General features: G+C 37.8%; 16 protein-coding genes. 5 read left to right on the top strand and 11 right to left on the bottom strand.

From position 1 onward, the window contains the following. The first annotated feature begins 32 nt into the window (after positions 1-32). Together ABS766_RS04885 and can are read left to right on the top strand one after the other, a co-directional pair. The gene (locus tag ABS766_RS04885; protein ID WP_408084002.1) at positions 33-1,655 is read left to right on the top strand and encodes a SulP family inorganic anion transporter; all 1,623 of its coding nucleotides are present in this window, start codon (positions 33-35) and stop codon (positions 1,653-1,655) included. A 22-nt stretch (positions 1,656-1,677) separates the two neighbouring features. Then, on the top strand, positions 1,678-2,331 hold the full coding sequence (can, locus tag ABS766_RS04880; protein WP_408084001.1) for a carbonate dehydratase: 654 nt from the start codon (positions 1,678-1,680) through the stop codon (positions 2,329-2,331). A 93-nt stretch (positions 2,332-2,424) separates the two neighbouring features. Here can and ABS766_RS04875 read toward each other — a convergent pair whose 3' ends face one another. Beyond that, the gene (locus ABS766_RS04875) at positions 2,425-3,633 is read right to left on the bottom strand and encodes an LETM1-related biofilm-associated protein (RefSeq protein WP_408084000.1); all 1,209 of its coding nucleotides are present in this window, start codon (positions 3,631-3,633) and stop codon (positions 2,425-2,427) included. A 192-nt stretch (positions 3,634-3,825) separates the two neighbouring features. On the opposite strand from ABS766_RS04875, the gene ABS766_RS04870 reads away from it, so the two are divergent. Continuing rightward, positions 3,826-4,422: a DUF4142 domain-containing protein gene (locus ABS766_RS04870; protein WP_408083999.1), complete on the top strand. Its 597-nt coding sequence runs from the start codon at positions 3,826-3,828 to the stop codon at positions 4,420-4,422. Positions 4,423-4,449: 27 nt separating this feature from the next. After that, positions 4,450-4,605 (top strand): lmo0937 family membrane protein, encoded by a 156-nt coding sequence (locus ABS766_RS04865; RefSeq protein ID WP_408083998.1) that lies wholly within the window; start codon positions 4,450-4,452, stop codon positions 4,603-4,605. A gap of 115 nt (positions 4,606-4,720) precedes the next feature. On the opposite strand, the gene ABS766_RS04860 is transcribed toward ABS766_RS04865, so the two are convergent. The 10 genes from ABS766_RS04860 to prmA form a co-directional block, all read right to left on the bottom strand. After that, positions 4,721-5,485, bottom strand: coding sequence for a glycoside hydrolase family 16 protein (locus tag ABS766_RS04860; protein WP_408083997.1), 765 nt, complete (start codon positions 5,483-5,485; stop codon positions 4,721-4,723). A 7-nt stretch (positions 5,486-5,492) separates the two neighbouring features. Then, positions 5,493-7,790 (bottom strand): beta-glucosidase BglX, encoded by a 2,298-nt coding sequence (bglX, locus tag ABS766_RS04855; protein ID WP_408083996.1) that lies wholly within the window; start codon positions 7,788-7,790, stop codon positions 5,493-5,495. A gap of 88 nt (positions 7,791-7,878) precedes the next feature. After that, positions 7,879-9,507: a glycoside hydrolase family 16 protein gene (locus ABS766_RS04850; protein WP_408083995.1), complete on the bottom strand. Its 1,629-nt coding sequence runs from the start codon at positions 9,505-9,507 to the stop codon at positions 7,879-7,881. Positions 9,508-9,512: 5 nt separating this feature from the next. Further along, positions 9,513-11,048 (bottom strand): hypothetical protein, encoded by a 1,536-nt coding sequence (locus tag ABS766_RS04845; protein WP_408083994.1) that lies wholly within the window; start codon positions 11,046-11,048, stop codon positions 9,513-9,515. A 15-nt stretch (positions 11,049-11,063) separates the two neighbouring features. After that, positions 11,064-12,539 carry a RagB/SusD family nutrient uptake outer membrane protein gene (locus ABS766_RS04840; protein WP_408083993.1) on the bottom strand — a complete coding sequence of 492 codons (1,476 nt, stop codon included), beginning with the start codon at positions 12,537-12,539 and terminating at the stop codon, positions 11,064-11,066. A gap of 10 nt (positions 12,540-12,549) precedes the next feature. Beyond that, on the bottom strand, positions 12,550-15,606 hold the full coding sequence (locus tag ABS766_RS04835; RefSeq protein WP_408083992.1) for a SusC/RagA family TonB-linked outer membrane protein: 3,057 nt from the start codon (positions 15,604-15,606) through the stop codon (positions 12,550-12,552). 245 nt (positions 15,607-15,851) lie between these two features. Next, positions 15,852-18,659 (bottom strand): helix-turn-helix and ligand-binding sensor domain-containing protein, encoded by a 2,808-nt coding sequence (locus ABS766_RS04830; protein WP_408083991.1) that lies wholly within the window; start codon positions 18,657-18,659, stop codon positions 15,852-15,854. A 139-nt stretch (positions 18,660-18,798) separates the two neighbouring features. Next, a complete protein-coding gene (locus ABS766_RS04825) occupies positions 18,799-20,244 on the bottom strand; it encodes a T9SS type A sorting domain-containing protein (protein WP_408083990.1) in 1,446 nt (481 codons plus the stop codon). A gap of 408 nt (positions 20,245-20,652) precedes the next feature. Beyond that, the gene (locus tag ABS766_RS04820; protein WP_408083989.1) at positions 20,653-20,928 is read right to left on the bottom strand and encodes an ATP-dependent Clp protease adaptor ClpS; all 276 of its coding nucleotides are present in this window, start codon (positions 20,926-20,928) and stop codon (positions 20,653-20,655) included. Between the two features lie 26 nt (positions 20,929-20,954). Beyond that, the gene (gene prmA, locus ABS766_RS04815) at positions 20,955-21,788 is read right to left on the bottom strand and encodes a 50S ribosomal protein L11 methyltransferase (protein WP_408083988.1); all 834 of its coding nucleotides are present in this window, start codon (positions 21,786-21,788) and stop codon (positions 20,955-20,957) included. Between the two features lie 111 nt (positions 21,789-21,899). On the opposite strand from prmA, the gene ABS766_RS04810 reads away from it, so the two are divergent. Further along, positions 21,900-23,117: a porin gene (locus ABS766_RS04810; protein WP_408083987.1), complete on the top strand. Its 1,218-nt coding sequence runs from the start codon at positions 21,900-21,902 to the stop codon at positions 23,115-23,117. Positions 23,118-23,138: the final 21 nt, after the last annotated feature.

Genomic DNA, 23,138 nt, shown 5'->3' with positions numbered 1-23,138 from the left:
ATTTAATTTTTTAATGTATTATATTTTTTGGCATGACAAAAAAAACAGCTTTTTTTGCCAGCCTCAAGGCAGATTTTCCATCGGGTCTTGTGGTTTTTTTGGTGGCGCTACCGTTATGTATGGGCATAGCCCTGGCTTCTGGCGCACCGCCTTTATCGGGTATTATAGCCGGTATTGTAGGTGGTATTGTTGTGGGCACACTCAGTAATTCCCACATCAGTGTTTCCGGGCCTGCCGCGGGCCTTGCAGCCATAGTTTTAACAGCCATAGCCTCTTTCAATTCATTCGAAACATTTTTGTTGTGTGGCTTTATAGCCGGTGCAATGCAGTTGTTGCTTGGTTTTATAAGGGCAGGCGCCATATCTAACTATATACCTACAAATGTTATAGAGGGTATGCTGGCAGGTATAGGCATCATTATAATACTTAATGAGGTAGAGCATGCTGTTGGGTATGATAAAAGCTATCAGGGTGATGAATCACTTTTCAGGCTTGATGGTTCCAACCCTTTTTCAGATATTCCCGATATTCTGGCACGTTTTGATCCCGGTGCGGTTTTAATTGCTATAGTAGCACTTATTTTACTTATAGTGTGGGGTAAAGTGCCTGCTTTAAAAAAGTTAAAGTTGGTGCCCGGTGCGCTGGTAGTAGTACTTGTAGGAGTAATTATTAATGAGATTTTTATAGCCACAGGGAGTGATCTGGCACTACAGCCGCAGCACTTAGTTACCCTTCCGGTGCCCGAAAGCTGGGAGGAGCTAAAAAACATAATAATTATACCCGATTTTACAGCCTTTACTAATAGTGCTGTATGGGTTACAGCTGCTACCATTACTGTAGTAGCCTCTATAGAAACCTTGTTGTGCATAGAAGCCTCAGACAGGATGGATGAGCAAAAGCGTTATACTAATACTAACAGAGAGCTCAAAGCCCAAGGGATAGGTAATATGATAAGTGCAATGCTTGGCGGATTGCCCTTAACATCGGTAGTGGTGCGGTCATCTGCAAATGCCAACTCAGGAGCAAAAACAAAAAAATCAGCTATTATACATGGTTTTTTACTGTTAATATGTGTGCTGGCCATTCCGCATTTATTAAACCGTATTCCCCTGGCAACACTTGCCGCTATACTTATTGTAATCGGTTTTAAACTGGCATCTCCTGCCAAATTAAAGCACTTCTGGCAAAAAGGCAAATACCAGTTTATTCCTTTTATTGCTACACTGGTAGCTGTTGTAGCTACAGACCTGTTAAAGGGTGTGGCGCTGGGTATGGTTATAAGCATTATTTTTATATTGAGGGGAAATTTAAAAAGGGCCTACAATTTCAGGAAAGAGGCTTATGCCGAAGGCGATATAATACATATAGATCTTGCACAGGAAGTTTCCTTTCTAAATAAAGCTGCTATTAAGGCAACATTTAATAATATTCCTGAAAACGCCGCAGTAGTTATTGATGCCTCTGATACGGTATATATAGCGCATGACGTGCAGGATCTTGTAAAGGAGTTCAGGGATATTATTGCCCCGGAAAAAAACATTTCTGTAAAACTTATGGGCTTCAAGGATAAATATGACCTTGATGACTCTGTGACGGGGGAGCATGTTTTTATTGAACATGCAGAACCTGCAAAAACAAAAATTGATAATATATAGGCAACAGGCTAATTAAAATACTATGAAAAATATAGACAGCAGCGATAATTTTTATAAAAAGATACTTGAAAATAACAAGGTATGGTCTGAAAAAAAACTAAAGGAAAACCCGGAGTTTTTTGAAAGGCTTGCAAAAGGGCAGGAGCCCCCTTTGCTATGGATTGGCTGCGCTGACAGCCGTGTGCCGGCAAATGAAATTATCGGCGCTGAGCCGGGAGAAGTTTTTGTGCACCGTAATATTGCCAATATGGTAATACACAGCGATATGAATATGCTTAGCGTGGTAGATTATGCGGTAAATGTATTAAAGGTAAAACATATAATTGTATGTGGGCATTATGGCTGCGGTGGGGTAAAAGCCGCTATGGGCAACCAGCATATAGGCATTATAGATAACTGGATACGCCATATAAAAGATGTTTACAGGCTGCACCACCAGTACCTGAACTCTATTGTAAATGAAACGGAACGGTTTAACGCCTTTGTAGAGATTAATGTAAAAGAACAGGTGTTTGACCTTGCCAAGACATCAATTGTACAGGGAGCCTGGAAAAATGGCCAGCAACTTTGCCTGCATGGTTGGGTATACGGGCTTAATTCTGGTATTGTGAAAGATTTGGAAGTTAACTTATGTGATAATAAGGACCTTGATACTGTTGACAGGTTGATGTTATAATTTTATAACATTTATGTGAAAGCCCCGGGAAAATACCGGGGCTTTTCATTTTTTATACAGTTTGGTGATTTTAATAAATTACCAGATAAACTATTAATTACTGTCTTCCTGCTCAAGATTTTCATTAAAAATAGAAGGCAGCATTTGCGGTATCAGTTTAATAAGCAGGGGTAACAGCAGGCTACCGCCCGGTAGCAGGAAAATAGCCAGCGAGGGAACAGTTTTGCAAATTTCCAGCAATTGTTTTTTTATCTTTTTCTTTTCTTTTTTATCCAGAGACCTGTGTGTGGAGTGGGTAAGCAGTAATACAAGTTCGCCGTTATTAGAAATTTCTTTTACTAAACGTTTCCTGTTGCGGTTTACAAGCAACATTACATTTTGTGTGGCGTGCTCATAAAAATGCTTTACCGGGTTTGAGTATTTAAAATACGGTATTTTATGGCGGTGTATTTTAAGAAATACTGCAAAAGAGGCAATACTCTCTGTAGCCTGAGCTTCACTAAGGCCTAATCTTGATGCTAATGTATAAATAAAATTATTTTCTGCATGCTGCGCTTCAACATCACTCCATATAGCCATGCCGGCCATATCCAGCAGATATAGCTTTTCTGTATTTTGTGTAAAATAATCCAGCGGTATATCATTTAAATCATCGGTTTTAATATCAGAAAATTTAATATATCGTACCGATGCTTCAAAGAGTTTAATCAAAAGCCTGTCATACTTAGTAGGCAGGGCTTTGGTTTTTAAAGTAACAGATATAAGCCCTGTTACGGTTTCTTCCAGTTTACGCAAATAATCCTGTGGAAGGCCTTCGTGTTGTAAATAACGTTCAAAAGCAAGCACATCCATAAACAACAGTGCATTTATGAGTATGTGAGAAAAGTTTCTGCTTATAATATTGTCGTTAGTTTTTACCCGTGCGTCCAGTATTTCTTCAAGCTGCCTGGCAGGGGCAGGGGTGCCTAACACTTTTTTAAATAAATTAATGCTAAAGCCTTCCGGCTGCATTTGCTTATAAAAGGCAGCTGCTTGTGCAGTAAAATTTTTAATGTCGCTATCGGTTGTAACCATCCGGTACATTTCATAAAGCACGTTAAGCAGGCCTGCTTTGGTAATTTCTTCAGTATTCCATTCGCGGCTCTCAGAAAAATCCAGGCTGTTAAAATCTATTACATGCCCGTATATAAAGCCGGTATCGCGCACCGAATTATAAAAATCCTGTGGACTCTTATAAACAGGCAGCTTTATGGGCTTACTAAAAAATTTATCTATCCAGCCGGATGCAGAGGGGTTAATCATTTTCAAACTTAATTGTACTGCAAAGCTAATACAATTTTAAAATCGGCTGTGAGTTACTGCCAAGAAAGAATGTTTTTTTACAGGAAAATTCTTTTAGTATTTTAATAACACAAATTGTGATTATACTAACATAGTCAGCCTTTTATATGTTGTAATTTTGGAAGAACAAATAACAGTAAATAAACAACTATTATGAAAAGAACATCATTATTTAGCAAAGGATTCCTTTTTGCAGCCGTATTAACTATGTCATTAGGAATGACATCTTGTAAGGATAATAAAGAAACTGACCCTGCCGAAGCAGCTGAAGAGCAAAACGAAGAAAAGTTTGACGATGCTAACAACAACCTGGAAGATGATTCAGACTATCTTGTTACCGCTACAGAGGTAAATATGAAAGAAATTAAGCTTGGTAAACTAGCTCAGGAAAGAAGCGCTAACCCACAGGTTAAAGAATATGCCCAAATGCTGGTTGAAGACCATAACAAAGCATCTGAGCAAACAAAGCAGCTTGCACAGCAAAAAAACATTACACTTCCTATGGATGAAACAGAAGATGTAAAAGAGGCTTATGAAGACCTTAATGATGAAAGTGCAGCCGATTTTGATAAAAAATATATTGATATGATGATTGACGGCCATGAAAAAACCATTGACAAAATGGAAGACGCTGCTGATAAAGCTGAAGATGCCGACATAAAAGCATGGGCTGCAGGAATGTTGCCAACCCTTAGGGAACATCTTGCTAAGGCAAAAAGCATTAAAGAAAGCCTTGATGCTGCTAAATAGTTAGCACTTAATTAAAAATATATTGTTATGAAAGGTTTATTATATACAATTGCAGTTATTATGGTTATAGTCTGGGTTTTGGGCTTAGTCTTTAAAATAGCAGGTGCATTCATACACTTATTACTTGTTGTAGCAGTAATAATGGTAGTTTACAATCTGATAAAAGGCAGCAACAAAGTATAAGTACTATATCTTATAGTAATGTAATTAAAAAAGGTTCAGTTTTCTGAACCTTTTTTAATTAACAAAAATGGGCAGGTGCCCTATGCCTTACTAACTCTGCAATGTATAAAATATGTTACCCTGCTGAATAAACTTTTACATAATCTATATAATATTCCTGCGGAAATATACTATCGTCAACTTCTGGCCCGCCAAAATTACCACCAATGGCCATATTGAGTATTATAAAAAAGGGTTTATCAAAAGGCCAGTTTTCTATTGTTTTTACTTTTGGGGCATACGTAAAAACACTTACGTTATCCACATAAAAAGTAATTGCCTGTTTACTCCAATCTATACCAAACGTGTGGTACCCTTCCTCCATATTTTTAAATTCTGTTTTTTTACCGGTTGCATTACCGGCATGGTTAGCCTTGGTATGAATTGTGGTATATACCATATCCGGATCGCGCCCTAAATATTCCAGTATATCAATTTCACCAGATAAAGGCCAGCCCTCTTTTTTAATATCAGATCCCAGCATCCAGAACGCAGGCCATATGCCCTGCCCGGTGGGTAACTTTACACGAGCCTCTATATAGCCGTATTTAAATTCTTTTTTGTTGGCCGTGGTTATTCTGGTTGAAGTATATTCACCGTCATGTTTTTTAGCCGTTATAACTAAATTACCATTTTCCACTTTATGGTTCTCTGTAGTATATAACTGGCGCTCGTTATTACCCCACCCACAATTAGGGCAGCCATCGCCTACTTCAAAATTCCAGGTAGCTTCATCAATAATATTTCCATTAAAATTTTCTTCCCATACGAGGGTACCTTTTTTAACCTGTGCAGTACAGGTAAAACATGTAATAAGCAGTAACAGGGCAATTTTTTTCATAACTCTATTAGTTAGTATATGTAAAAGAAGATTCTAACACAGTTTGCGAACTTCCACCCACAAAAACATCAAATTCACCTGGCTCTGCTTCCCATATTTTGTTGGCAGTATAAAAAGCAATATCTTTTTCGCTTATGGTAAAAGTGATGGTTTTGGTTTCCCCGGCTTTTATTTCGGCCAGTTCAAACCCTTTTAGTTCCTTTACCGGACGGGTAACAGAACCTACCATATCTCTAAGGTAAAGCTGTACTACTTCTTTACCGTCACGGTTACTGGTGTTTTTTACATCTACACTAACAGTAATCTGTCCGTTTTTATTAAATGAATTACTACTTAATGTAAGGTTTGAATAAGCAAATGAAGAATAGCTTAAACCATAGCCAAAAGGGTAGAGGGGGGCATTATCAATATCTCCGTAATGCGACCAGAATACACTTTCGGTAGGTTGCCCATTTCCTGGCCTGCCTGTGTTTTTATGATTATAATATATGGGTAATTGCCCTACTGCTTTTGGAAAACTCATAGGGAGTTTTCCGCTAGGGTTATAATCGCCATACAATACCTGTGCAATAGCATTACCACTTTCGGTACCCAGGTGCCATGCCTCTACAATGGCTGGTACATTTTCTGCTTCCCAGTTTAAGATTAATGGCCTGCCATTGTTCAACACAACCACAACATTTTTATTTACTTCAAATACAGCTTTAAGCAATTCTTCCTGTACTCCGGGAATATCTATTTTACTGCGGCTGCGGCCCTCGCCGGTTTGCAGGCCGTATTCACCAATAACCATAACCACTATATCCGCTGCTTTTGCTGCCTGTACCGCTTCATTAAAGCCACTTTTATCTGTAGTGTTAATATGGACTTCAGTGCCAAAAGTTGTGGTGCCCACCACAACATCAGCTCCTTTGGCATAAGTGATAGTGTTGCCTTTGTAATGCTGAAGGCCTTCTAAAACCGAAACGGCAGTGCCATCATCACCATTAATGCGCCAGTTGCCCAGCGGACTTGTTTTATCATTAGCCAACGCACCTATAACCGCTATTTTTTGTCCTTCTTTTTTAAGGGGAAGCAGGTTATTGTTGTTTTTTAATAATACAATTGATTTTTTAGCCATATCCAGCACACCATCATGAAATTCTTTCTTGCCTATAGTAGTTTTTTCACGCTGCTCATCACAATATTTATAAGGGTCATCAAAAAGCCCCATCATAAATTTTACCCTTAATATACGGCGCACGGCATCATTTATACGTTCTTCTGATACTTTGCCCTCTTTTACCAGGGCTTCCAGATGTTTAACATACCCTTCAGATTCCATATCCATGTCGTTTCCGGCATTGGCAGCTTTCATTGCAGCATCTTTCAGGTTTGCAGCATAGCCATGTGTAATCATTTCACCCATAGAACCCCAGTCGGTAACAATAAAGCCTTTAAATCCCCAATCGCCTTTTAGTATTTCTTTTTGAAGGTAAGCATTACCTGTTGCGGGTATACCTTCAAGCTCATTAAACGAATTCATAAATGTAAGTGCGCCAGCATCAGAAGCCGCTTTAAATGGGGGGAGTATTATATTATGCAGTGTATTATCACTTATATCCACGGTATTATAATCACGTCCGGCTTCCGCAAAGGCATAGCCTGCAAAATGTTTTACGCACGCTGCTAAATGAAACTCATCCAAATTACCCTGAAACCCTTTTACACGAGCTTCGGCGACACGGCTGTTAAAGTAAGGGTCTTCACCGGCGCCTTCCATCACACGGCCCCAGCGGGCATCGCGACTCACATCTACCATGGGTGCAAAGGTCCAGTTAATTCCTGCAGCAGCAGCTTCTGCGGCTGCAATTTCAGCTGATTTTTGAATGGCCTCCATATCCCAGCTTGCGGCTTCGGCAAGTGGTATGGGGCTTATGGTTTTATATCCATGTATAACATCCAGTCCAAAAATAACCGGTATGCCCAGACGCGTTTCTTCAACGGCTATTTTTTGTAATGCCCTTACATCTTTTGTGCCATACACATTTAGCATAGAGCCTACCATGCCTTTTTTAAGCTGATCGTATTTCATTGCGGCAGCGCCACCCCGTGGCGCGGGGCCTGTTACTTCCCAAAAACCATTATACTGGTTCATTTGCCCTATTTTTTCCTGAAGGGTCATTAAGTTAAGCACAGAGTCTACGCGGCGGTCTGTATCTGATTGTTGAGAAACTTCAACTGTTTTGGTGGTGTTGGTTGTCGCGCAGCCTAAGGCAAAAGCCAGTAATGCTGCAGAAAAGTACTTAGGTAGTGTATAGTTCATTGCAAAAAAAAATAAAATCCCTGGAAACTGTAAGGTTAATTATAGCCTTGCAGTTTCCGGGGATAAAATTATAAAATATATAAGTTCATTATTGGTATACCCTTACATAATCAATCTCCATAGTTGCTTCAGTAAATCCAGCATCTATATTACCGCCAAAAGTACCGCCCATGGCAACGTTCATGATGATGAAAAAGTCATGGTTAAATGGTACATTAGGTGAGTTGTTAAATGTTTTATACAGAGTGTCATCTACATAAAATTTAATAAAATCTGCTGTCCATACGGCAGAGTAGGTATGCCATTGTGCAACATCATCTACAGTAGTAGTGCCGGTATTACCGTTACCACCACTGTTTTCCGGGTAATGTAGTGTACCATGAATAGTATTCAGGTCGTTACCAACATGCTCCATTACATCTACTTCTCCACATCCCGGCCATGTGTTTGTTAAATAATTTGACCCTAACATCCATAACGCTGGCCATGAACCTCCTACTGTTGGTAATTTTGCCCTGAATTCTACTTTTCCATAAGTAAAATCCCAATGGTTATGGGTTGTCATACGGGCAGAGGTAATTGTACCGTCAGACTCTTTCCTTGCTGTAATTTTAAGTGTATTATTAGATACTACTGCATTCCCGGTTGCCTGATAGTTTTGTACCTCATTATTACCCCAGCCACCGCCGCCGGTTTCCATATTCCACTTTGCCGTGTCCGGAGCCCCGGTATAGTCAAATTCATCACTCCAGGCAAGGGTTGTAAATACAGGGTCTACAGGGCCATCAGGATCTTGCGTAGTAAATATCTGGTACCATGCTGTTGCAGGGTCATTACCCTGAACCGCCCTTACTACCATGCGGTTTTCGGTAAGTTCAAGAATTTCATAAACACTAGTTCCAATATAATATCCCATAAAGCCGCCATCGCTAAACTTCATTTGTGTACCGGTAGTAAATTCTTCTGCCACTACTGATTCTGCGGGTTCAAGCGTAACATTTTTAACCCCTGATACATCAAAAGGTGCGCAGGCATCAGGGCCTGATTCACCAACCAATGACAGGTACGCCTTATTAAAAAATGTGGCATCATTCTCCAACGTATATTTAATAAGGTTACCTTGTTTTGTAAAAGTAAGTTTATTTGTATAGATACAATTTTCAGTTTCTGAATCTCCTTTTTCATTAGGTTGTGCAAACCACCATGACCACCAATAGTTCGTGTCAGGCAGGTTAGGATCATTAGGGCCTACACCCAGGTGTGCCGTTTCATCACGCGCTACATACCACACTTTTGAGCTGTTGCCAGTTAAAAGTTCTGTAGTAGCAGGATCATTAAACGTACTTAAAATGTCTTCTACTACTATAGTACCACTTGTACTTACACCACCCTTGCCATATGCCACCACAGTTATAGTATAGGTGTGTATGCCGGGGGTGGTAAAGCGTTTTGTTATTTTACCAGAGGCGTCTGAAACGCTTGTTTCATCTTCAAATATAAATTTGTATGTTATTGCGTTATCGGCATGTGCGGTGAGTATTGCGTTTCCGCTACCATCACCATTAGGGTTATCTGCCGACTGTCCGATAATTTCATAGCCAAGTTCCAGGTTTGTGGGGGCAATAATTTTACCGAACGTATTATCATCATCCTGGCAACTGCTTACCAATATAAGCAGCACCAAAAGTTTACCAACATGTTTTAAAATCTCTTTCATAGTTTTTAGTTTGTGAGTTGAATATCATCAAAATAATAATTTGCGCCGTTACCGGCTACACCCGCATCAAAAAATAGGGTAATTGTTTTGTAGTTGTTAGCACTTACTATGTTATCAAATACAAAAGTTAGCTCTTCCCACTGGTTTGCCACAGTAGTATAGGCACTTTTTTCTATGTTCATAGCTTCGGTTCCGTTTTCAAATTTAAAAATCACCTGTTTGCCTACTGCGGGACTATAAACCTTCATTTTTATAGTATGCATACTTGTAAAATCAAATGGAGCCGGATAGGTTTTATAAGAGCCAGCCCATACCTGGCTTCCGTTTGGTTTAAGCATTTTTCCTACTTTGGCGCTTGTGTTTATACCTGAAGGATCTGGATTATTTACCACAGAAGTTTGTGCGCCCTGAAAATCTTCGAAATTATAATTTGTTGATGGATTTTCAAAAGTTATCGGGAAAATCGAATTTGCCGCAGGTGTATATTGTTCGATATCATCAAAATAATACGTGTCGCCAGTTCCAGGATTTGCTGCATTAAAAAACAGTACAAGTTTTGAATAATCATCATTTGCACCTGTAAATGTAAAAGTTAGTGTTTCCCACTGGTTAGCGACTGTAGTATAGGCAGTAGTTTCTGAACTTATATCGCCGTTTGTCAGGTTTTCCAGCTTAAGCAATACAGGTACACCCGCTGCCGGTGAATATACTTTAATCCTGAAAGAAGTCTGTGACATATCTATAACTTCGTCAAGCGTAATGTATGCCCCTGTCCATGTTGTCCCCTGTGCCGGAGTAATGCTGCCCACTTTGCTACTGGTATTTATGCCGCCGGATGCCGGGTTATCGGCTACTGATGCTGTTGCACCGCCAAAGGTTGTAAACTCATAATTTTGGGTGGCATCTTCAAAATCAATAGGTAATAGTAAAGGGTTGCTGATAACAACATCTTCTGTTACACTTACTGTTTCAGTGCCGCCGCTGTATGCGGTTACAGTTACTGTATAAGTACCTATAGCAGCATAGGTATGCGTTATGGTTTCGCCTTCCATAAACTGTACAGGCGTTGCCGATGGGTCTTCACCAAAAGTAGCTTCAAAATACAGTTCAAGGTCTGCTGTCGCACTTATCTCTATTTCAAACGGATTTCCTGCTGAAGGGGTTATATTTATTTCCAGGTTTTCGGGAGGTAAAAAAGAAACGGTTAGTGGTATTTCGGCCTCGGTAGTTTTACCATTTATGCCTGTGGCAATAATTTTCACATTAAAAGTGCCCTGGGTATACTGGTGTACTACTTTTTCTCCCACTGTAGCTGTGCCGGGTTCGGTTGTGCCGTCTCCATAGTACACTTCAAACATTGTAGCGCCTTCGCCTAAAGGGGTTATGGTTACCATGCCAGAGTTGTCTTGTGCAATGGTGAACAGTGCCGAAATATTTGAAGGAGCTTCGGCATCATTTGCAAAACCTGTGTCGCTGTCTTCACTACAGCCAAAAAACAGGCTTATGAACAGAATGCTTAGTATATACTTTAAATTTTTCATAGTTATTAGTTTTAATTAATAGCCGGGGTTCTGCTCCCAGTTACCGTTAGAAAATTGAATTTCTTCGTAAGGAATAGGAAACAACTCATTTTTACCGGTGGTAAAACCTTCAATTGCCGAAGCTGCCCTGCCGGTTCTTACCAGGTCAAAAAAGCGGTGGCCTTCCCCCATTAATTCCCTTCTTCTTTCAGCCCATATCTGGTCACCAAGCGCTGCACCAGATGATGTAAAGTTATGGTTGTTATCTCCAAAAGCACGTGCCCTTACCATATTTACGTATTGTCTTGCTTTTTCATCGTTACCGGTTTCATTATATGCTTCGGCAGCCATAAGCAATACATCAGCATAACGTATAGCCCTGTAATTATTAGGGTTGGTTAGCTTATTGTCGCCCAGGTTAAGGTCACCCTGCCTTGGTATATATTTTTTGTTAAAATAGCCGGTATGTTCATAACCAATGCCATATTCAACCCCTGGGTTTGCTGCTGCCCATGCTTCAATATTCAGTATGGCTACATCCCTTCTAATATCTCCAGGCTCATAGGCATCATAAGCTTCCTGTGTAGGTACATTAAAACTATACCCGGAATCATATAACGGGCCAACATAATTTCTGGGACCGTTAAAACCTACAGCAACGTTACCTTCACTACACTGCAGGCATTCAAAACCGGCACCTTCCTGGTCAGTATATTGTACTTCAAAAACTGACCCTGAGCCGTTTTCACCTTCATTTTCAAAAATGATGTTATAATCACTTTCAAGCGAATAATCGCCGCTTTGTATTACTTCTTCTAAAATAGCCGCAGCCTGGCTAAATTTATTTTGGTACAGGTATACTTTACCCAGCAGTGCTTTGGCAGCACCTAAGGTTATCCTGCCGGCTTGCTGATCTCCTGTATACATATTTTCTACAGCATATTGCAGGTCTGCTTCTATCGAAGCATAAACTTCTTCTTTACTGGCGCGGGGTATGGAGGTTTCATCTCCTACTACAAAGCGCTGATCTCCTTTTAACGGAATACCGCCAAACCATTTTACCAGCTCAAAATGAAAATAAGCTCTTAAAAAGCGGGTTTGTGCTATTATATACTGTTTTCCTTCAAAATCGGTTTTATCCTGATACTCCATAATATAGTTGGCACGGTTTACACCGGCAAACATCCAGTCCCATACGTTTTTAAGATTGGGATTAACAGGAGTGTGCGTCATGTTGTCAATTTGTTGAAAACCAGGTGTGTCTGTAGCGCTTTCACCGCCACAAAGTGTATTGTCTGAAGCTATTTCACCTAATAGGACATTAACATAGGTTGATTGTAATATGTCATATACACCTATCAGTGCTTTTTGATAATCTTCTTCGCTGTTAAAATATGTTTCTGAATCTAGTGTATAAGGGGTTTGTATATCAACAAAATCATCAGTACATGAAGTAGTATACAAGCCTAATAAACTAAATGCTACAATTGCTTTTATAATATTCTTTTTCATTTTCTTTAAATTAGAAATTAATGTTGGCTCCTATCATATACATTCTTGGCACCGGATAAAAACCACGGTCTACGCCACCACCTATAGGAGCACCTGATGAAGCCCCCGGATCATAACCCATATATTTTGTAAAGGTGTACAGGTTGTTTACTGCCACATATATACGTGCTTTTGTAAGTACATTACCTGTCCAGTCCGGATTTAGTGTATAACCCAGCTGCATATTTTGTATACGGCAGTACGAAGCATCTTCTACATAATAAGATGAGAAAATCGCATTATTTGTTGCCCCTGTAGTAACCCTTGGTACTGTATTGCTGGTACCTTCACCCGTCCAGCGGTTTAATACATAATTTAGCTTGTTTCCGTTTGGTACATTTCTTTCATAAGCCCTAACCATATCATTACCTATTGAAGCGAATACGTAGGTTGTAAAATCGAAATTTTTGTAATTAAATGTCAGGTTAAAGCCCATAATTGCACTGGGTATGGGGTTGCCTATGTCTGTTTTGTCATCTGGAGTAATAACACCATCGCCATTTACATCTTTAAAACGTATATCTCCCGGATGTGCCTCTGTTCCTAAACCAAGTTGTGAAGGGGCATTATCAACCTCTTCCTGGTTTTGGAAGATACCTTCCATCTGGTAGCCGTAAAAATAGCCTATTGGGTAGCCTTCCTGCATTCTTGAAGGTTGCTCACTCAAGCCAAAAGAACCGCCGGGAAAAAAGCCTGTGCCGTTATTTACCTCGGTAACTTCATTTTTAAGGAAGGTGACATTATAATTAGCGTCAAAGCTAAAATCTTTACCCAGTTTATCTTTATAGCCCAGCGCCAGCTCGAAACCGGAATTTTTCACTGTACCAGCATTTACTGTTGGTGCGCTTGCGCCAGGTGCGCCTATACCAATAATACCAGATACCGGTATGTTTTGTATTAACAGGTCATGTCGTGTATCAACAAAATAATCGGCAACAAGGGTTACTTTATCATTAAACAAATTAACATCAGCCCCTATATCAAGTTTTCTTGCTTCTTCCCAGGTTCCTTTAGGGTTTGGTACTTTTCCTGTAGCTACGCCGCTTGTAAGTGTGTTATCAAAAACATACATTGCTTCGCCGGAAAGTAGTGAGCGATAAATTTCACCGCCATTATTACTGTCGCTGCCCAATACACCGTAGCTGGCCCTTAGTTTGGCAAAACTTATAAGGCTATTATCATCTTTTTTATTAAAAAAAGGTTCGTCTGAAATAATCCATCCTCCGGTAATTGAAGGAAACCATGCAACTCTGTAAGTAGGGGAGAAGCGTGTAGACATATCGCGCCTTATCATACCGCTAAGCAGGTAGCGCCCTTTAAAATTGTACTGAAGCCTTCCAAAATGTGAAAGCCTTCTGTTATCATACACATAAGAGCTGTTGGTTTTGGCATCGCTAAGCCCATTCGCCAAGCTTATATCGGCATATTGCCATGAGTTATAAGGAACATCATATCCTGTAGCATATAAACCTTCGCCCCAATCTTTCATTGCGGTAGTACCAATTGTAAAAATAAAGTCGTGCGCTTCAGCAAATGTCTTTTTATACTCTGCAAACAGGTCAAAAGTATAACTGTTGTCATTAGTGGCGTTTAAATCTACACTGCTTCTCTGTACGTCATAAATTTTACCTCCGTAGCTTATCTGTTTATTAAAGGTTCTTCCCCTCCCGTTGGCAGTACTAAAACCAATACGCCCGGTTACTGTAAGGCCTTTAAATAAGTTATAATCCAAACCAAAAGTACCGTTTAGTCTCTTGTAGTTATAATCGTTATAAGTGTTATCTATTTGTGCAAGAGGGTTTATAATTTCTGTACCAAAACCTGTATTACTTGGTACAAGCGTATAAGCGCCTTCTTCATCATAAGGTGTAAGGGTGGCGGGTACATTGAGTGTGTTAAAAAGTACCGAACCTAAAGCATTTTCGCTTAATGTTTTTCTATTAAACTGTGTAAAAATGGCATTGGTATTTAACTTCAGCTTTTCGTTTACATCAACGCCTAAGGATATACGTGCCGTATTACGCTCAAAGCCTGATTTATCACCGCCAACTATACCTTCCTGGTCTATATGCGAACCGCTTACAGAATAAGTAACATTATCTGTACCACCACTTAATGACAGGTCATGGCTGGTAATAGGAGCCTGCTCAAAAACTTCGTCCTGCCAGTTAGTCCCTTTACCCAGTCCATTCAGGTTAGGGTATGGAATTGCCTGGTTGCCATTTGCATAACTTTCGTTGAGTAATGCAGCATATTCTGTAGCATTTAGCGTAGGCATTTTTCTTGTTGTTTCCTGAATGCCCGTATACACATTATACGAAATACGTGCTTTTTGGTTTTTTCGTCCTTTTTTGGTTGTAACCAATACAACACCATTAGCTGCTATAGTACCGTAAATAGCTGCCTGAGCATCTTTTAAAACTGTTATGTTTTCTATATCGTTAGGGTTAATTAAACCCAAGTCTGCAGCATTGGGTAATAAATATCCATCTACTATTACCGCAGGGTCTGCATTTCCGTTTGTACCGATACCCCTGATCCTGATGCTAAGGTTTGAACCCGGTGCACCCGATTGTGTGGTAACGTTTACACCCGACACTGTTCCCTGTAAAGCCTGTTCTACTTTTACAGGCCTTAGTTTTTCAAGTGTCTGGCTGCTTACAGTGCCTACAGCTCCGGTCACTTCTTTTTTAGTAGTAGAACCATAACCAATAAGCACCAGTTCATCCAATGTGTTAGCTGTCTCTTTTAATAACACTGTAATAGTTTCGCTGGTTGTTGCCTTTTTTTGGTAGGTTTCGTAACCAAGAAATGAAAACTCTACCACAGAGCCAGTAGAAACTTTAATGGTAAAATTACCATCCATATCTGTAACAGTGCCTAAGTTTGAGTTTTGTACCGTTACATTAACCCCCGGTATAGGCAAACCGGTAGCTTCTTCATTTACCTGTCCGCTAATTTCAACTTCCTGTGCTATACTGAAAGCTGAGATGAGAAGAAAGGCAATTAAAAATAGTTTTGACTTCATATTAGAAATTTGGTTTTTTGTGATTTTATAAAATTATACACGTTTTTTGTACTATTATCAAAATTTACCTTTACATTAAATATACATTGGAAAAAAAACAGGTTTATATTGTTTCCTATACCATCAAGCCTCTGTTAACAGTAATTTAGCATAGTTGCAAAATTGTTTTTAACGCTGGCGAAAACCTTATAAATGTAGTTTTGTATAGTTATTGTATAGGTAATTTCAAACAATGATGTGTTACTTTACACTGAGAGTATATACTCAACAAGGCCTAATTCGTGCGGTAATTCCATTTTTTTTCTCAAACGATATCGTTTAATCTCAACACTCCTTACCGATATGTTTAATAATGGTGCTATTTCTTTAGAAGATAAATTAAGCCTTAGGTAGGCGCATAACCTAAGATCATTTGGCGTTAAAAGTGGATGGGTCTTTTTTATTTTCTTTAAAAAGTCTTTATCAGCGTTGTTAAAAGCCTCCTTAAACATATCCCATGTATCATCTTCATTAATATTTTTATTAATAAGGCTTATTACCGGCTTAATGCTTTTTTCTCCATTATCGTTGTTTTTAACAAGATTGTCTTTTATCATAGATAATAACTCATTCTTCTTAATAAGATTCATGGTTGATACTGCCAGTTCTCTGTTTTTGTTTTCGAATTCTTGCTGTAGCTGTACATTTTTAATTTTCATAAGCTCCTGTTCATTTTCCAGTTGCTTAATTTCTAATAGCCTGTTATTTTCTTCAATAAGTTTTTCTTTTTGCCTATGGTAATAATTTTTATAGGCTTTATTTACTAAAAATGCAGCTATCACAGCAAAAATCAGATAAATAATAAAAGCAAGTGTTGTGGCATACCAGGGTTTTGCAATGATAAATGAGTATGAAGCTATGTTGGACGAAATTGAATTACCTGTTTTTGCCCTTACTTTAAAAACATATTCACCGGGGGGGAGGCTTTTAAAACTTACCGAAGGACTGTTGCTCCATTCGCTCCAGTCATTGTGGTCGCCTTCTAATTTGTATTGAAACTCAGCATTTACATATTTGCTGTATTCCGGGACGGTATAATTAAAGGTGAAATTATTCTCTTTAGGGTCATAATTTCCTACTTTATTGAGTGTGCTGTTTTTTATAGCAGTATCTGTACCATAATTTATACCGGTAAGGTAAACTTTATAGGTTTTAAATTTTAATTCGTTGAGGTTTATAGTATAATAACCATCTGTAGTACCTACTAAAAATATGCTTGGAGTTATTTGGGTTATATTTTCATACCCCAGCATAGAGTTGGTTATAGAAGAAGGTATGGGTATTACATTATGTTTAAGTTCTGTATTAAGTTTACCGCAAATAAAATAATTGATATAGTTTTTTGTAAAAAACCACATCCTGTTATTTTTATCTACCATTAACTTGCCGGAAGTGTATTCGCCATCCTGTAAAATGCCGGATATAAGCTCTTGTTTGTTAAACTTTTTTGTTTTTGGGTCTAGCTTAAAAAAGCCTTCTTTAGAGGCAAAGTAAATATCTTTATTAAACTTAGCAAGGCTAACATTTCTTCCTTTAGAAGGTGTTTTATAGGTGTCTGTTTTTAGTACTTTGGTATATTCATTATTAACTGATATCCTGAAAACCCCTTTGTATTCATGGCCTATATAAATACTGTTAGTATCTTCTTCAGGCATTTCAAGATACCGGCTTGAGTATTCAAAACCTTCTATATGGTTTCTGAATTTCCATCCCGAGGCTGTTTTTTCCAATACTGAAACACCAAAATAAGTGCCTTGCAATAATAAGTCCGGATGATTGGGTATTGTAGTAAATTTCCAGGTGCCTATATCTACATTTATAGTTTTAACTGTATTATTTTCTACTATAAATGTCCCGTAATCGTGACCACAAAATAGTGTGTTATCATATTCAAAAAGCGACCATACCTGGCCCTTTGTACCGGGTATAAATTTAAACTCATCTTTAGACTTGAAAGGCTTATAAAATAATCCTTGGTTAGTTCCTATATATAATATGTTTTTAAACATAACAGAGGTATACACCGTACCTAAAAAGCCGGTATCATCTACAAAACTGTGTACAGCCGATTGCGTATTAATACAGTTGATACCATTATCCAGCCCTACCCACAGGTTGCTGTCGCGGTCTTCAAAAAGTGAAAGTGCGGTATTGTTACTCAGGCCTTTGTTTTGGGTTATGTGGTATTTAACCTCTCCTTTAGAAGATAAAATAAAAATTCCGTTAGAAACTGTTCCAACAGCAAAACCCCCATTGCTCAGAGCTTCTCCGCTATAAGTGCTTGTTTTTGTCAATTCATCATTTGCCGGTATATCCCATTTTGTAGCTATACCGTTTTTATATATGTAAAATCCTTCATATTGAGTTTGTATAAGTAATGCATCATCACGGCTGTAAATGTTTATTATTTTACTCTTTTTAAATAGTTGTGTATCACTTATAAGTTTACTCTTGCCATTTTCAATTTCGTATAATCCCGAATTATAGGTTTGATAAAAAATAGTGTTATTGACCCGGAAAACCTTATTCATTCCAGTATCAGAGCCTATAATATTAAATTCTTTACTTTTAGTATTATATATAAATATCTGTGAAAGCGACTGAAATATTACCCATTGGTCATACCTTTCAATATTCCAGAATTGCTCATCATCAAATATTTTATCTTTTATTTTTGATGTTAAAGACGTGTAGGCAAGTACACCATCGGGCTGCCTTTCCCAATAGCCAAAATCCATATAAAAACCTGTATATATCCTGTTATCTATAGCTTTTACTGATCGTAAAATAGTTTCATTTGGTGTGGGGTATAATGTCCAGTTAAAACCATTAAATTCCAGTAGCCCCTCATTATTGGCAAAATACATATAACCGTTTACATCCTGAGTAGCCATCCAGTTTTGGTTTCCGGCATTATAGGTACCTGTATTATATTTTAATATTGGGGGCAACTCCTGGCTTATACCAATAAATAAATGAAGTAAACAGATTATGCTTAGGTATAGTTTTTTCAAAATAAGGTTGGATTTAGTATTAAACTATAAAAATAAATGTAATAAAATTTATAATTGAATAAAACACGATTTATCGTAATTAAAAACCGCCCCGCTGCAGGCGGGGCGGTTTCACAAAGTATGGAATTAAGTTTGGGTTTTATTGTTTAATAAAACGGGTAGTGCTTTCAACACCATTTACTGTAGCTGAAATAATATACATACCAGAGTTTAATCCGGAAACATTTATTGTTGCTGCATTTTTGCCTGGTGTAGCAGAAAGTACTTGTTGCCCCATCATGTTATATACCGAAACACTGCTTATAATATCTTGTGAAGTAAGGTTAATTGCACTTTGTGCTGGGTTAGGGTAGAGGGTAACTGCTTTTTTAGAGAAACTCTGTATGCCTGCTGTAGGAGAGCTTACCACTGCATTGCCTAAGGCTTCCATCTGTGTAGGGTTTGCATTTAAGCCTGTTACGCTATAACCATATTGTACGTGCGCAGTAGTTGGAAAATCAGCAACATTTACATTTACGGTAAAGTCTTCCCCCTCCACTAAAGGAACATGGATGTAATTAACAAGCTGGTAGCCTCCGTCAAATAATTTTATAAACGCTATTGCATCATATCCTTCAGCTAACGAATTGCTAATGCAATGCCCTTTAAATGACACATCTTCCCCTATTAGGGCATCATCCTGCTTATAGGTATTACCTTCAAATATTTTGTTACCCATTTCACCATTTGTAAAATCAGCAGTACCATATTTATCAAAGTTAGGGTATAATATCAGGGTATTGTTTCCTGCATTTATATCGGTCCTTAAGTCGGCTAAGCCGTACTCACTTCCTCCAAAATAAGTTTCGTCCGCAACATTAAAATAATTTGCATAACCAATAATGTTTGCCTGGTCAGTAGCATCTAATGTAACGGTTGTACTTCCCGGTTCAATAACCTGTGGTTCATCATCTGTTATAACTACGTTGCCTAAGGCTTCCATATTTGCCGGATTTGCATTTACACCCGTTACAATAAAACCATATTCTAAATGGTTTGCTTCACCAACACCTTCAGCATTTGCTGTATTCCATGTTAATGTAAAATTTCCAGTAGATGTTATAGGGAATGTTACTTCACCCCTCGGAATATACCAGGGCTCTGCATCTAAAACAGTAGCCATATTAATATATGCTTTTACTGTATAACCTGCAGCCAGGGTATATTCTGTAACATTACCACTAAAAGTAATGTTTTCACCAATTAAATCGTTATTTACAATATGTGGAAGAGCCTGCATTATCTTTTGCCCCTGGCCATCCAAAACCCAATAATTCTCTTCACCAATTATCCAAGTAAAATTAGGATATAATGTAATACTGTTGTTGGTAGTATTTTTTTCTGCTTTAAGGTCATCAAAACCCCAGGCATCAGACCACAAATAATTGTTGCTAAGATCAAAACAATTCATTGAGCCCACCCACTCAGCATTTGCATCAATAGTTAAATCAGTTTGGGCTGAAATACTATTAAATGTAAATAATGATAAACCTAATGCTAATGTAGCTTGGCTCAGCTTATTCATAAGTAATTTTTTAACTTTCATAAAAAATGAATTTAAGGTTATAAATGTAAAATTATGAAATCAACGAAAACGATATAATGTTGAGCTATATATACAAACTATACAACTGATTTCAGGGAATGTATTACCTGCTTAAACCCTTTGTATATCAAGGGAAATTAAAGAAATTAAATTTTAATGATTTTATAATTATTACGATGTAGTAACTATATTGTAGAGGTAATGTATAGGTAAATTTTGTAAAATGCTATTATTGTTGTAGTAATAAGTTTAACTCTACAATTTAGTTTTAATTAATATAGGTGTAATTATTATATGAATTAATGATTTATACCAAAAATATTTTGCGAAATATAAAATTATATATTTGATAACTTAAATAAAAAAGGCGCCAAACAATATGGCGCCTTAATAAGTTTTTTATGGATACTAAACTATTTCTGCACTCAAACCTGCTTCAAGTAATTGTGTACATTGTGGTTTTAAGTCGTTATATTCTCCTGTTTTAACGGTACATTTACCTTTATAGTGAACTATTATAGAACATTGTTCTGCCTGCTCAGCGGTATGGCTACAAACCCGTATAAGTGTTTCAATTACATGATCAAATGTGTTTACTTCATCATTGTATAAAACTATCTCGTTAATATCAGAAACACTATCTTCAACCAGGACTTCTTCTAAAACTTTTTCCTTTGTGCTCATAGTATAAACGTTTGTGCATTAAAGTGCTAATTTACATATTTTAGTGAAATCCAGTTGTTTCGAGAAAGCTTTTTAACAAAGGTTAAGCCATTGTTCCGGCATGATTGGTCTATAGCTTCAAAATCTTCTTCATAAAAACCGCTTAAAAAAAGCATACCTTCTTTAGTAAGGCATTGCGTATACGCCTGCATATCACCTAAAAGAATATTTCGGTTTATATTTGCTATAATTATATCATATTTCTTATCCTTAAGTAACGTTGCATCTCCTTCATATACTGTAATATTTTTGCAGTTATTCCTTTCTGCATTTTCAATTGAATTCAGGTAGCACCAGTTATCTATATCAATCGCGTCAATGGGAGTGGCACCTTTTATTTCGGCGAGTATTGCCAGTATAGCTGTCCCGCAACCCATATCAAGTGTTTTTTTATCCTTAACATCAGTTTCTAACAAGTGTTCAATCATCATAAAAGTAGTTTCATGATGCCCGGTGCCAAAGCTCATTTTAGGTTCTATAACAATATCGTATTTAACCTCTTTGTACTCATGAAAAGGCGCACGTACCCTACAGGTGTTGTCTACTTCAATAGGCTGAAAATTTTTTTCCCATTCTTCATTCCAGTTTACCTGTTCTATTTCCTCTACTGTAAAACTAATTTCAAACTCATCTGATTTTAGTATTTGTATATCTTCTAAAATAGTTTCTGTCCACAGTTCTTTTTGTATGTAAGCATCCATGCCATTTTCAGTTTCTATAAAACTTTCAAAAGGGGTTTCTCCAAGCTCAGCAATTAAAATTTCGGTGGCAGGCTCTTTAGGGGCTATAGTAAAATGATAGCCAATGTATTTTACAGACATATTTTAAATTTTGGCAAAGGTACATCAAGGTTGTATTGCTTAAAAAATAATTAATACTAAGTTTGCAAAAAATTGATGTTAACATAACTTTAAGGCTTATAGCTTATATTTATGAAGATAAAATTATTAATATTTTTTTTATTGTCGGTATATATTACTAACGCACATGTTCTAAAACGGGCCGAAAACAATAATGACCTCAAACTTTCGGCGCTGCCTTATTACAATTATGGTAAAGGACTTGGTTTAACATCGCCTGACAGTATTTTTCAGTTCAATATCAGATTCAGGATGCAAAACCGCATTACCTATTTGCAGAATGAAGGTGAAGAAGGAGCGATAGATGGCCAGATACGCCGTTTAAGGCTAAGGTTTGATGGTTATGTAGGCAACCCTAAATTTTTATATGCCATACAGCTTTCTTTTGCACCGGGCGATGTTGGCGAGGTACACGAGGGACAAAACATAAATATAATACGCGATGCTATTTTGTTTTACCGCCCAAATGAGCATTGGAGTATTGGCTTTGGGCAAACAAAATTGCCAGGCAACCGCCAGCGTATAAATTCGTCAGGAGCTTTGGAGTTGACAGACAGAAGTATTAATAATGCCCGCTTTACCATAGACAGAGACTTTGGTTTTCAGGCGCATAATTTAAATGAATACAAAGATAAATTTTCGTACAACTTTAAAGCTGCCATAAGCATGGGTGAAGGGAGAAACAGTACCGAAGAACCTGATAATGGCCTGGCGTATACCGGTAAAGTTGAATTTTTTCCTTTAGGGGCATTTACCAAAAACGGAACCTATTTTGAGGGAGATCTCGTGCGTGAACAGACGCCAAAATTTCTACTTAGTGGCGCTTATCAGTTTAATAATAAAGCCCGCCGTACACAAGGGCAACTAGGCAGTTTTTTATATGAGAAAAGAGATATGCAGTCTATATTGCTGGATGCCATGTTAAAATATGATGGATGGTCGTTAATGTGGGCCTATATGCAGCGTATTGCCAATGACCCTGTAACGTGTAACCCGGAAGATATAACCGATGTGCAATATGTTTTTACCGGCTATGGTTCTGATTATCAATTGAGTTATATTTTTCCCTCAAATTATGAGGTTATCGGCAGGTTTTCAACCCAGAATGTAGACCATGATATTATAAGGTATACGCCAGATACTACACAATATAGTATAGGCCTTACTAAATATATATGGGAGCATGCTTTTAAAGCACAAGCAGAGTTTACCTTAAATGACCTTGATTTTGCCAACGGTGATGACAGGCAAAACTGGTATTTACGTTTTCAGATTGAAATTGGTATATAACAGCCGATTAAAATTATTAAA

The organism is Flavobacterium rhizosphaerae (assembly GCF_046000445.1).
Classification (GTDB): Bacteria; Bacteroidota; Bacteroidia; order Flavobacteriales; family Flavobacteriaceae; genus Flavobacterium; species Flavobacterium rhizosphaerae.
The sequence above is the reverse complement of the archived record's forward strand: the minus strand, read 5'-3'. Positions and strand labels throughout refer to the sequence as shown.

Bases quoted from the DNA above. Each gene is read 5' to 3' on its own strand.
- prmA (WP_408083988.1), bottom strand. From the start codon at position 21,788: ATGTCTGTAAAATACATTGGCTATCATTTTACTATAGCCCCTAAAGAG.
- ABS766_RS04870 (WP_408083999.1), top strand. From the start codon at position 3,826: ATGAAAAGAACATCATTATTTAGCAAAGGATTCCTTTTTGCAGCCGTA.
- ABS766_RS04820 (WP_408083989.1), bottom strand. From the start codon at position 20,928: ATGAGCACAAAGGAAAAAGTTTTAGAAGAAGTCCTGGTTGAAGATAGT.
- bglX (WP_408083996.1), bottom strand. From the start codon at position 7,790: ATGAACTATACACTACCTAAGTACTTTTCTGCAGCATTACTGGCTTTT.
- ABS766_RS04885 (WP_408084002.1), top strand. From the start codon at position 33: ATGACAAAAAAAACAGCTTTTTTTGCCAGCCTCAAGGCAGATTTTCCA.
- ABS766_RS04865 (WP_408083998.1), top strand. From the start codon at position 4,450: ATGAAAGGTTTATTATATACAATTGCAGTTATTATGGTTATAGTCTGG.
- ABS766_RS04845 (WP_408083994.1), bottom strand. From the start codon at position 11,048: ATGAAAAATTTAAAGTATATACTAAGCATTCTGTTCATAAGCCTGTTT.
- ABS766_RS04875 (WP_408084000.1), bottom strand. From the start codon at position 3,633: ATGATTAACCCCTCTGCATCCGGCTGGATAGATAAATTTTTTAGTAAG.
- ABS766_RS04860 (WP_408083997.1), bottom strand. From the start codon at position 5,485: ATGAAAAAAATTGCCCTGTTACTGCTTATTACATGTTTTACCTGTACT.
- ABS766_RS04810 (WP_408083987.1), top strand. From the start codon at position 21,900: ATGAAGATAAAATTATTAATATTTTTTTTATTGTCGGTATATATTACT.
- ABS766_RS04835 (WP_408083992.1), bottom strand. From the start codon at position 15,606: ATGAAGTCAAAACTATTTTTAATTGCCTTTCTTCTCATCTCAGCTTTC.
- ABS766_RS04825 (WP_408083990.1), bottom strand. From the start codon at position 20,244: ATGAAAGTTAAAAAATTACTTATGAATAAGCTGAGCCAAGCTACATTA.
- ABS766_RS04840 (WP_408083993.1), bottom strand. From the start codon at position 12,539: ATGAAAAAGAATATTATAAAAGCAATTGTAGCATTTAGTTTATTAGGC.
- can (WP_408084001.1), top strand. From the start codon at position 1,678: ATGAAAAATATAGACAGCAGCGATAATTTTTATAAAAAGATACTTGAA.
- ABS766_RS04850 (WP_408083995.1), bottom strand. From the start codon at position 9,507: ATGAAAGAGATTTTAAAACATGTTGGTAAACTTTTGGTGCTGCTTATA.